Source organism: Flavihumibacter sp. CACIAM 22H1, assembly GCF_001601815.1.
GTDB lineage: Bacteria > Bacteroidota > Bacteroidia > Chitinophagales > Chitinophagaceae > Flavihumibacter.
Window position 1 is genome coordinate 42,473 of sequence record NZ_LUKG01000011.1, and the last position, 11,713, is coordinate 54,185.

Here is an 11,713-nt window from a genome sequence, read left to right on the forward strand (position 1 = left end):
CCCTGGCAGGAGCAGGATTACTTGAAAAACATTTTATGGAAACCGGTTTTTTAGGCCAAAGCTGGTTAAACCCTACCGCCTTATTTGGACTCCGTTTACCTGATCCTGTTTCCCACTCCCTTTTCTGGAGCTTGTTGTTAAACACCGGCCTTTTTCTACTCGTATCCATCCGGAGTAAAAAAGGGATCCAGGAAATTTACCAGGGCCAGGTATTTGTGGATGTATTTCAGCAAACAGGAAACATGGAAAACCGAACCGTATGGAAAGACAATGCCAGCCTGCCGGCCCTTCGTGCCCTGCTCCAAAATTTTATAGGTGCTGACAGGGCGGGGAACTTATTGCAGCACTACGCTCAGCGGCACCAGATTTCGCTCGAATCATCCAACGCCGATCCTCGCCTGGTCACATTTACAGAAAAGATCCTGGCCGGTATAATCGGTTCAGCGTCTGCACATATCCTGGTTTCAAGAGTAGCCAAAGCAGAGGAACTAAGCCTGGAAGAAGTGATCAATATGCTGCGGGAATCACAGCAGTTGATAGAACTCAACAAAGAACTGCGCCGGAAATCCAGCGACCTGACAAAAGCATCGGAACAACTCAGTGCCCTGAACAGCCAACTCCTGGAAATGGATGAACTGAAAGACGAATTTCTTTATACTGTTACGCATGAGTTGAGAACACCCCTAACCTCCATACGGGCACTGACAGAACTTGTACATGATAACCGCGACATGCCAGAACAACAACAAGTCGAATTTCTTTCTGCCGTTATACGGGAAACAGAACGGCTGAGTTGGCTTATCACACAGGTTTTAAATCTGGAGCGATTTGAATCCGGCAAACATACTCCCCAGTTCAGACAGGTTAATTTTAACCAGGTTTTACAGGAAATACTTACTGCTGTACAGCCCCTTGTGCGGGAAAAAAACCTGCGGATCAAAGGGCTTGCCGAAACCGGGGAAATACTGGTAGAATGCGACCCTCACCTGATCAGCCAGGTTGTCTATAACCTGCTAACCAACGCCATTAAATTTTCTCCACCCGGAGGCATTGTACAGCTTTCTGCCAAAAAAGAAAAGCAGGAACTGCTTGTGCAAATCAGTGACCAGGGAAAAGGTATTCCAACCGAATCTCTTGCGTTCATATTTGATAAATTTTACCAGGCCCCCAATCAAACACTTACTAAACCGGAAGGCAGCGGGTTGGGTTTGGCAATATCAAAGAAAATAATCGAATTACATGCCGGCCAGATCACCGCATTTAATGGAGCGGAAGGCGGCGCTGTATTGCGATTTACTTTACCAACAGACAAATTCGAATCTGTATGACAGCAAAAAAAATATTGGTGGTCGACGATGACCCCTATATACTTATGTCGCTCGAATTTCTACTGCAGAAAAACAATTACCATGTAATTGTTGCAAGAAACGGAAGGGAAGCCCTGGAACTGGTAAAGCAGGAAAGGCCCGACCTGGTTATACTAGATATCATGATGCCCGATGTAGACGGATTTGCCATTGCCCGATCCATCAAACAGGATCCTTTGATAAAAAACACAAAAATTGTGTTCCTGAGCGCAAAATCAAGAGAGTCTGATCAAAAAAAAGGAATGGAACTGGGTGCAGCCCTCTATATTATCAAACCTTTTTCAACCCGATCTCTTATTAAAGAAATAAATCAATTATTAGAATAAGGCTATGTTAAATGAGTTAACAATTGTCTAACTTTCAGTGGATAACTGTAATTTCGACGGCCATGAAAAATACATTAATAACAGGAGGACCGAATTTATTCGGTTGGAGAAAGCTGGTAACCGGCGTAACCCTGTTATTTATGGTATTATTGGGTACCACCCTTGTTATGCTGCCCCTGGTGTCCAAACAAAACAAAGCCTGTATACTAAATACAGTAGAAGAGGAAGCAGGAAATAATAATCCAATTAACGAAGAACATAAAAGTGGAAAGCCCTTTTCCATCTCAATTTTTGATTACTCAAGTTTACTTGGAGAACTGGCGGCAGAAGCGATCAGCAGAATTATTCCCGTTTCTGAAAATATCCCCGACGACCAGCATAGCCAGACCTTGATCCAGCCTCCGGACCTGGCCTGATTCAGCCTTTCTTAGTTCATTTATTGTACTCCTTCCTTTTGAAGACTGGTTTCCCTTTTCTTATTCCGAATCAATCAACCTGTATGTCCAAACGTGTTCAGCATCCGTTTGGGAGTCTGGCAGCAGATATCCCATCTTCTATCGTAGTATTTCTTGTAGCACTGCCGCTTTGCCTTGGCATTGCCCTTGGCTCCAATGCCCCATTGTTTTCCGGTCTTATTGCCGGTGTAGTCGGAGGCGTTGTAATCGGCGCATTAAGCGGCTCTCATTTAAGTGTCAGTGGCCCGGCAGCCGGCTTAACCGCTATTGTGGTAGCAGCCATTGCCAAACTTCCCAGTTTTGAAGCTTTCCTGGCCAGTGTAGTAATTGCCGGTGTATTACAACTAATACTCGGCTACCTGAAAGCGGGTATCCTGGGCGATTATATACCGGGCTCGGTTATCAAAGCCATGCTGGCAGCCATCGGCCTGATTCTCATACTCAAACAACTACCTCACCTCATTGGCTATGATGCCGATTATGAAGGTGATGAAACTTTTTTACAGCCGGATGGCTCCAATACTTTTACCGGAATATTCAAATCGCTCAATTATGTTGTGCCGGGTGCTGCTTTAATCGGCTTATTATCCCTGGGTATTCAAATCGTTTGGGAAAAATACATCGTTAAACAAGCAAAATTTCTTCAACTCATTCCTGCCCCCCTGGTTGTGGTGTTGATTGCGGTCGGAATCAGTCAGTTTTTTATAAGCTCCAATTCATCGCTGGCATTGCCCGCACATGCACTGGTAAATATTCCCAAAGCGGATTCAGTACAGGAGTTTTTTACTTTTTTCCAGTTTCCCGATTTCAGCCATTTAACGAATTACAATGTATGGATCGTTGCCTTTACCATTGCCATTGTGGCAAGCCTTGAAACATTGCTCAATATTGAAGCCTCGGATGAACTGGATCCCTACCAACGGGTAACGCCCACCAACCGCGAACTAAAAGCACAGGGCATGGGCAACCTCCTGTCGGGCCTTATCGGCGGCTTACCGGTAACTTCGGTAATTGTGCGAACATCGGCCAACGTTAACGCAGGTGCAAAAACAAAAATGTCTGCCATCCTCCATGGTTTACTGCTGCTTTTATGTGTAGCATTGATTCCTACCCTGCTGAACCTGATACCATTACCTGCCTTAGCAGCGGTGTTGATCTATACCGGCTTTAAACTGGCCAAACCATCCATTTTTATAAAATTCTACAAACGAGGGTGGGATCAGTTTGTTCCGTTTATTGTTACCATCGTAGCCATTTTGCTGACCGACCTGCTAAAAGGAATTATGGTGGGCTGTGTGGTGGGCTTATTTTTTGTTCTGCGAAGCAATTTCAAATCTGCCGTATTTATAGTAAATGACGACAATAATTACCTGTTCCGGTTAAGGAAAGATGTATCCTTTCTGAATAAACCAATCATTAAGCGAAATCTAGCTAAAGTGCCGGAAGATTCCTATGTACTGATCGACGCCACGAGGGCAGATTTTCTCGATAAAGACGTCATTGAAGTAATTGAAGATTTTATGATCAGCGCACCCTTAAAAAATATCCGGGTAGAGCTTAAAAAAAGTGCACATAAAGCACAGGGATTTAATCCTGCTAACGAAACAAATTAAAGCAAAAGAATATGAAACAGTACGAACGTTTACTGCTTGAAAACAAAGCATGGGCAGCTGAAGCTGTAGAAGAAGACAAAGATTTTTTTAACCGGCTGGCTAAAATCCAGAAACCCGATTTTTTATGGATCGGTTGTAGCGATAGCCGGGTGCCGGCCAATGAAATTACCAATACGCAGCCCGGAGAAATCTTTGTACACCGGAACATTGCCAATATGGTGGTGCATACCGATCTGAACCTGCTCAGTGTGTTGGAATATGCGGTAGTACACCTTAAGGTTAAGCATGTTATTGTTTGCGGTCATTATGGATGTGGTGGTGTAAAAGCGGCGATGACAAACCATAATTTTGGGATCATCAATAAGTGGCTGCGAAATATTAAGGATGTATATCGTATCCACCGAGATGAAATCGATGCCATCGGCGATGACGAAAAAAAAACCGATCGGCTTGTGGAACTGAATGTAATTGAAGGGGTAATGAACCTGGCAAAAACCTCTATAATCCAGAAAGCCTGGAAATACAACCAGGCGCCCCACCTGCATGGCTGGGTATACGGACTAAAAGATGGCCTTATCAATCCCGTTTTTGAAATGCCGGCCAATACCCGAATTGATGATATCTACGAGTATGATGACCTATAATTCAGTAGGTTTGTCAAACTATGTCAATCCAGGTTCAATCATTAGCAAAAGTATACGGTCAGCAAAAGGCCGTTGACGATATCAGTTTTTCCGTAAAAAAAGGGGAAATAGTAGGATTTCTCGGTCCAAATGGGGCCGGGAAATCCACTACTATGAAAATCCTGACCGGCTACTTGCAGGCTGATGCCGGAAAAGCATTTATCTCAGGGCTGGACGTAGCTGAAAACCCGCTGACTACCAAGGCAAAAATCGGCTACCTGCCAGAGTCTAACCCCTTGTATTATGACATGTATGTGCGCGAATACCTGAAGTTTATGGCAGAAGTGCACCGGGTTCCTCATAAAACGGAACGAATAGAAGCAGTTATTGCCCAGGTAGGCCTGAGCCCTGAAAGTCACAAAAAGATTGCACAGCTCTCCAAAGGATACAAACAACGGGTAGGACTGGCTGCAGCTCTTATCCATGATCCCGAGGTATTGATACTGGACGAACCCACCACCGGGTTAGACCCCAACCAGATCATAGAAATAAGGGAGGTTATCCGCTCACTCGGTTCCACTAAAACCATCCTGTTTTCCACCCATATTTTGCAGGAAGTGGAAGCGGTGTGCAATAGGGTCATCATCATAAACAAGGGGAAACTTATTGCCGACAATAGTTTGGAAGAGTTGCAATCCATCCACAGTAAACCCGTAATACGCGTACAATTCAAAGAAGTTCTGGAACCCCAGTGGATCGAACGGGCTATTCCCCAGTTGCATGCATTGAAAAAAATCAGTTCAACGGAATGGGAACTGGAAGCACCCGACCCTGCTACCGCAAAAAAACAATTGCTGGCCTTAAGTGTTGAACAGAACCTGAACATTGTTTCACTTCAGAGCAGCGATCAAAGCCTCGAAGAAGTGTTCCGATCATTAACCAATACGCCAAAAACTGCTATCTGAAACTGATTTTTGATTTTGGTGCCAATACGGGTAAAAACATTCCTTATTACCTGTCGAAAGCAAAAATGGTAGTGGCTGTGGAAGCCAACCCCTCTCTGGCAGAGGAATTGGTAAAACAATATGCCGGTTTCATTAAAAGCGGACAGCTTCGGATACTTAATAAATGTATTACCCCGCCTGCAGATCAGCACCAGGAAGTTGATTTTTACATTCATCGGTATCATTCGGGGCTAAGTCGTTTTCCCGTACCGGAGCAACATATAGAGGACTATACTAAAATCCGGGTCAGCTCCATTTCTTACCAGCAACTGATCGACCAGTTTGGCCTACCCGACCTGGTTAAAATTGATTTGGAAGGGGCCGATCATTTGATCCTTCAGTCCATACTTGAGAGCAGTGTAATACCTGCTTATGTATCCGTTGAAAACTGGGGGCGGCCTGTATTGGAAGCGCTGCTCAGCCATCCGGGCTTCCACTATTATAACCTGGTTTCTTTTTATAATTTTTCTTCGATATATGGCTATTCCGGCATAGATACGGCCGGCCCTTTTGGTACCGATATCAAGAGCCCCTGGCTGAATCGTTCTGCGATTAGTGCTGTATACAACCAGATGCCGGACCCCTGGTTTGATATCCATGCCAGCAGCATTGCCTTTGAAACCGGCCAGCCAGACCTCCGCTTTTATGCAAAAAGATTCAACCTGGCGCTACTGCTCAAGTCCCTGTTTCCGCATCGGTTAAAATCCAGGATAAAAGACCTGATCGGCTTTCGGCGATAATCCAAGTTCTGACGCCGTACTTCCTACATCTCACTATCTTTGCAAAATGATGCACAAAGAGGAACTCCTACCGGAGGTAGTAATCAAATTTGCAGGAGATAGCGGCGATGGCATGCAGTTAACAGGCACCCAGTTTACCAATAATACAGCCCTGTTGGGCATTGATTTGGCCACATTTCCTGATTTCCCGGCCGAAATAAGGGCGCCACAAGGCACCATTCCCGGGGTAAGCGGATACCAGCTACGGTTTTCAAGTGAACCCGTTTTTACTCCCGGTGATGAATGTGATGTACTGGTAGCCATGAATGCAGCTGCACTGAAAACCAATCTTAAGGCCTTGAAAAAAGGGGGGAAAATCATTGTCAATACCGATGGTTTCGATCCTAAAAACCTTCGCCTGGCCAATTACCCCGATGGAGTTAACCCCATTGAGGACGATAGCCTCTCGGGCTACGAGGTCTTTAAAATGGACATCACCAAAATGACCCGCGAAGCATTAAAGGAGTTTACACTTGGCACCAAGGAAAAAGACCGGGCAAAAAACATGTTTGTCCTTGGTTTTCTTTATTGGATGTACAACCGCGATATGGATAGCAGCATCCAGTTTCTACAGGATAAATTCGGTAAAAAACCGGAGCTGCTCAACAGTAATATAAAAGCACTACAGGCCGGCTATAATTATGGCGATACCACGGAAACCTTTACTACCCGCTATAAAGTAGACAAAGCCCGGATTGAAGCAGGTACCTACCGCAATATTATGGGTAACCAGGCATTGGCCTATGGATTGATTGCTGCCGCACAAAAGGCTGATCTTCCGATGTTTTTGGGCACTTATCCCATTACGCCTGCATCTGATATACTGCATGAACTCAGTCGTTATAAAACATTTGGCATCCGCACTTTCCAGGCAGAAGATGAAATTGCAGGAATTACTTCCGCTATAGGGGCCTCTTATGGAGGATCCCTGGGTGTCACAACTACATCAGGACCCGGCATGGCGCTTAAAACCGAAGCCATGGGCTTGGCCGTAATGCTCGAAATTCCCCTGCTGATCATAAATATTCAGCGGGGTGGCCCTTCTACCGGGTTACCCACTAAAACAGAACAGAGTGATTTACTGCAAGCGTATTATGGGCGAAACGGGGAATGTCCTATGCCCGTTTTATCGGCATCCACGCCGAGTGACTGTTTTGCGGCAGTTTATGAAGCTGTTCGCATAGCTGTACAGCATATGACACCCGTCATTTTTCTGAGTGACGGTTATATTGCCAATGGCGCAGAGCCCTGGAAATTTCCGACCAGCGATCAGCTGGCACCTATTGAAACAAGCTTTAAAACAGAATTGGGGCATGGAGAAGAAAAGTTTATGCCCTACCTGAGAGATGAGAAATTGGTTCGTCCATGGGCAATTCCAGGAACACCCGGACTGGAACACCGGGTAGGTGGTTTGGAAAAACAGAATATTACCGGAAACATCAGTTATGATCCGGATAACCACCAGTTGATGGTGAAAATACGCCAGGAAAAAGTAGATAAAGTTGCTGATTATATCCCGGAACAAAAGTTAGACAGCGGCCCTGATAAAGGGAAAGTACTGGTCTTGGGCTGGGGATCTACGTACGGCGCTATTAAAAGTGCCGTGAAAGAATTACAGGAAGAGGGGCATGCAATCAGCCATGCGCACCTCCGCTATATTCGCCCCTTCCCCAAAAACCTGGGTACCATCCTGCATAATTTTGAACAGGTATTGATACCGGAAATCAATAATGGACAACTGATAAAAATCATTCGTGATCAATACCTGGTTGACGCAAAAGGATATAATAAAATAATGGGCGTACCCATCACAAAAACAGAGCTCCTTGTAAAACTTAGAGAAATGCTGGGGCTTACGATTCCGGCATAGCCTACTTTTGTTGCTGGCGTGCAGCTAATTTTTCCAGTTCAATACTGATTTTATTGATGTATTCAAACTGATCGGCAATGGTTTTCAATTCAGAAAACCGTTGCCTCGTTGTGGTATCCATTACGCCTTCTGCCAATTCTTTTAAGCGCTGCTCCAATAACTGTTTCAGTTCATCCCTGATTACAAAATTATCTTCTGCATTCAGCACAGGTGCAGCGGATGGCGTTTGCCGTACCATTTCAGCTGCCAGCTGCAAATGTCCCAAAGAAGCCTGTACGATGGGCTGAAATTTATCGGATGCATAATTTTCCGCCATTTTTCGGTAGGAAGAAAGCGTAGCTATATGAGAAGCCAGCATATGATTGCTGACCACCATCTGGTGTACCAACTGTACTTTTTTTTGTTGCCTTTTGGGTTCGTTTAACATGCGTTGAAAGGCGTCGGAGAGGTTTGCCAGTTTTACAAAAGCCTCTTTGCGGCTCAGCTTATATTCTTCGTTACTAAGTGGTTCATTTAAGAAAATCCGGCTGATAGCAGCAAAATAACGGGCATTGGCCAGTATGGCTTCCTCCAGCAATTCCTGGATTTGTTCATGTTCCCATTTAGGAGGAACGGCAAAGCTGGCAATGAATGCAATTACAGAACCGGCAAAGGTATCGATGAGCCGATCTCTTAAAACTTCCGAAAAATCACCCGGTTTCAGAAAATGAAAAGCAATCAGAATATAAGCCGTCATGGCTATTACGCTTACCATATATTTTATCCGAACCATACTGTAGGCGATCACCATTCCGGTAATCATAACAGCTACCAATAACCGATCGTCACGAATCAACCATAACAATATCACCCCAATTATTGCTCCAAAAAATGTTCCGGTAAGCCGTTCAATATTTCTCTGTTTGGTCAGGCTGTAAGCCGGCTTCAGGATAACCAGGATGGTTAATAAAATCCAATACCCATGCCCGAATGGAAAAATGCGGCTCAGGAAAAAACCTGCCAGCAGAGAAACTGCCACCCGTACCGAATGCCGGAAGATAGTGGAATGAATACTTAGGTTATTAACTAATAGTTTCAGGTTAAAATCAGAGGGGGAAACAAATTTGGTATAATCTACGGTACGGGAAAAAGCATCGCCAATTTTTTTATCAAAACTCGTATATCGGTGAATGGTCAAAATCCTGCTCTGGATATCTTTTACGCTGTTCAGGATATGGCGGAGACTGACGAAACCTTCAATATTAGTATCATCCATGGTCGCATTTCGCACATCTACAAAACTGACTTCCAGTTTTTTAAGTCGTTCTTCCAGGGCTTCCCCCGGAATTGAAACCCGGCCCTCCTGCAGCGCAAGCCCTATTTTCTCCAGCTCTTCTGACAACAGCAGAATCTGTTCTTTAAAAACAGGCAATAAGCCGGTTTTGTCCATAACCTGGTGCAATTGCCGGTAATCCTGCTGAGAGGTCATTATCCGTTCAAAAAGATCTACACTGTCCAGAAATATCATCATAAGAATACGGCTCTTATGGGTAGATTCGCGAACAATATCACGGGTTTTAAACAGCATTTCCCGCACCAGGCTTTGTTTATTATGGACCAGCACCTGTTGTTCCAATACTTCTTTATAATTTTTATCGTAGTCTACCTGTTCGTTGTAGAAACCTGCGCGGGTTCGCAGGTAGTCTGCCATAGAAAGAAGAGAATCGCCCAAAGCCTGCTCAATCAGTTTATAAGGCCGAAGGCGGTATAACAATAAACTAATGGCGAGGTAAAACAATCCTCCTGCAGATACGAGCAATGCATTTCGGAGCACTTCCCAGCTATCATACCGATCATCAATGCTGAGGATCATAACCAGCAAACCGGCAGCTCCTACTGCTGCAGCCCGTACCCCATACACCCCAATAATTGAACAGACAAAACCCATTACTGTAATCAGGCCGGCTAACAGCCATGGATAAGGCATACAAAAGCCTGTTACCAGCGTTGAAATAAATATCAGTAACAAAGCGGCAACCATACCATTAACCCGGTGATGAATGGGCCCCGTATTATCTGTGATACCCACACATAAAGCACCCAGCCCCAATGCTATTCCAATATCTAAATGGCCGAAATAACTAGCGGTTAACAGCGGTACCATTACGCCGGCAGTGGTTCGAACCCCTTCCGATACATAATAGCTACTACTGTATTTTTTATATTCCCGGATATATTCAATCATATGTTCCAGGTTAATTCATACCCAAAAAACTTGCAATCCCAAAGGAGAGAATTGCCAAGACCAGGCCAAACATAAATACATTATAAGAAATGCGCAGAAAATGATATTTCTTCGCCAGCACCTTACCCAGATAATAGATATCCTTGATCATACTATCATAGAGATACTCACTGTCGTTCATCATTTCTTTCATACCCCACTCATAGTCTTTCAGTTCCATGTTGAAAAAATTACCAAAAAACAACAGGTTGGCTTTTTTCTTACGGATATCATCCTCGCTAAAAACACCACTCGAAACAGTTGGCCTGGTAGCTCTTATGGCAAAAATCACGGCGGTAAGGCATACCACGGCAAGGATCGCCGTAGGCACTATGAACTGAGGATAATACTGCAGTTTTCCCAACAAAACAGAAACCAGTATAGAAAGCACAATAGTGTTTACAGAAATCATGATATTGGCTTTCGAATCAGCCATCTGGCTCAGACTTACATGGTTTTCACTCATTATCCGGAACATGGTGGCAATACCTCTTTCCGTCCTGGTCTGTGCCGCTTTATCTTTTGCTTTGGGCGCTTTTTCTTTAACAACAGGCTCCATCCCCTCTTTTTCAACATTTGTCTTAACCGAAAGATCCGGCACATTTTCAATTTTACCTACCGGGGTGTCAACCGCCGAACCACCAGCTTCCTCTTCTTTCTTCAGCAATGTTTGCAAATGCGCCTGTTTTACAGGTTCATACTGCTGCCGGGCAAAGTCGGTAAAATAGCGATGGGCTTTCAAAAAATTAATATTGGTTCGGCGCCAGGCTTTTTTTCCAATATCCTTTTTAAAAACAGTATTGATCTCCTTTCGCAGCAATTTACTTTCCTCTGCATAATGCCCCGACCCCAGATGCGCCATGTCCGCATCACACAATACCTGTTCAATAAGGGTGGCCGGAGACTGGGGCATTTTTGTAGCAAGGATACAGGCTTTCACCTTGGCAGTTACCAAAGCATCTACCCCCTGCTCTTTACAAAACCGTTCAGCAATAGCTGCACTGGCTACCTCATGCCCCTCGTAATATTGACTATACCCTGTATCATGAAACCAGGCAGAGAGCATCAGCGCCATTCGATCCTCTTCGGGCAGAGACAGCGAGGCGGCTATCTGGCCGGCAGCCTCCACCACTTGCACGGTATGATGCAGGTCATGAAAAAAATAATCTTTAGGCACGGTATCGGCAAAAATTTGCCGAACAGTATGGGTTGCTTTGTCAATAATGCCGGAATATTCCTTCATGTAGCTGTTTATAAAACTAAATTAACGCAATTCATGCATTGAATTCTTCCTCCTGTTAACTTGCAGATATGTTTCCAGGAAGAATAAAATTATTGCTGCTGATACTGCTTGCAACACCTTTTTATTCCTGCAACCAATTAAATGGTGTATGCTTTGTACCAGCGCTCGAC

Annotated in this window: 10 protein-coding genes; 8 read left to right on the plus strand and 2 right to left on the minus strand. The window is 44.5% G+C overall.

The genetic code is table 11. From position 1 onward, the window contains the following. The 8 genes from A1D16_RS05370 to A1D16_RS05405 form a co-directional block, all read left to right on the plus strand. A partial coding sequence (locus A1D16_RS05370) for an ATP-binding protein (RefSeq protein WP_290708248.1) occupies window positions 1-1,328 on the plus strand: 1,328 nt, incomplete at its 5' end. Beyond that, window positions 1,325-1,693: a response regulator gene (locus A1D16_RS05375; protein WP_290708250.1), complete on the plus strand. Its 369-nt coding sequence runs from the start codon at window positions 1,325-1,327 to the stop codon at window positions 1,691-1,693. The genes A1D16_RS05370 and A1D16_RS05375, both read left to right, overlap by 4 nt. A 62-nt stretch (window positions 1,694-1,755) precedes the next feature. Then, window positions 1,756-2,109 carry a hypothetical protein gene (locus A1D16_RS05380; RefSeq protein ID WP_290708251.1) on the plus strand — a complete coding sequence of 118 codons (354 nt, stop codon included), beginning with the start codon at window positions 1,756-1,758 and terminating at the stop codon, window positions 2,107-2,109. Window positions 2,110-2,192: 83 nt separating this feature from the next. After that, window positions 2,193-3,761, plus strand: coding sequence for a SulP family inorganic anion transporter (locus A1D16_RS05385; protein ID WP_290708252.1), 1,569 nt, complete (start codon window positions 2,193-2,195; stop codon window positions 3,759-3,761). 11 nt (window positions 3,762-3,772) lie between these two features. Continuing rightward, complete coding sequence (can, locus tag A1D16_RS05390; protein ID WP_290708253.1) at window positions 3,773-4,405, plus strand: carbonate dehydratase; 633 nt, start codon at window positions 3,773-3,775, stop codon at window positions 4,403-4,405. 20 nt (window positions 4,406-4,425) lie between these two features. Continuing rightward, entirely contained in the window at window positions 4,426-5,349 is a 924-nt protein-coding gene (gene gldA, locus A1D16_RS05395; protein WP_290708254.1) for a gliding motility-associated ABC transporter ATP-binding subunit GldA, read from the plus strand. Between the two features lie 5 nt (window positions 5,350-5,354). After that, window positions 5,355-6,128, plus strand: a complete 774-nt coding sequence (locus A1D16_RS05400) for an FkbM family methyltransferase (protein ID WP_290708286.1) — start codon at window positions 5,355-5,357, stop codon at window positions 6,126-6,128. Window positions 6,129-6,174: 46 nt separating this feature from the next. Continuing rightward, window positions 6,175-8,037 carry a 2-oxoacid:acceptor oxidoreductase subunit alpha gene (locus A1D16_RS05405; RefSeq protein WP_290708255.1) on the plus strand — a complete coding sequence of 621 codons (1,863 nt, stop codon included), beginning with the start codon at window positions 6,175-6,177 and terminating at the stop codon, window positions 8,035-8,037. Between the two features lies 1 nt (window position 8,038). On the opposite strand, the gene A1D16_RS05410 is transcribed toward A1D16_RS05405, so the two are convergent. Beyond that, the gene (locus A1D16_RS05410) at window positions 8,039-10,261 is read right to left on the minus strand and encodes an FUSC family membrane protein (RefSeq protein WP_290708256.1); all 2,223 of its coding nucleotides are present in this window, start codon (window positions 10,259-10,261) and stop codon (window positions 8,039-8,041) included. A 10-nt stretch (window positions 10,262-10,271) separates the two neighbouring features. After that, complete coding sequence (locus A1D16_RS05415; RefSeq protein WP_290708257.1) at window positions 10,272-11,543, minus strand: Pycsar system effector family protein; 1,272 nt, start codon at window positions 11,541-11,543, stop codon at window positions 10,272-10,274. Between the last annotated feature and the right edge of the window lie 170 nt (window positions 11,544-11,713).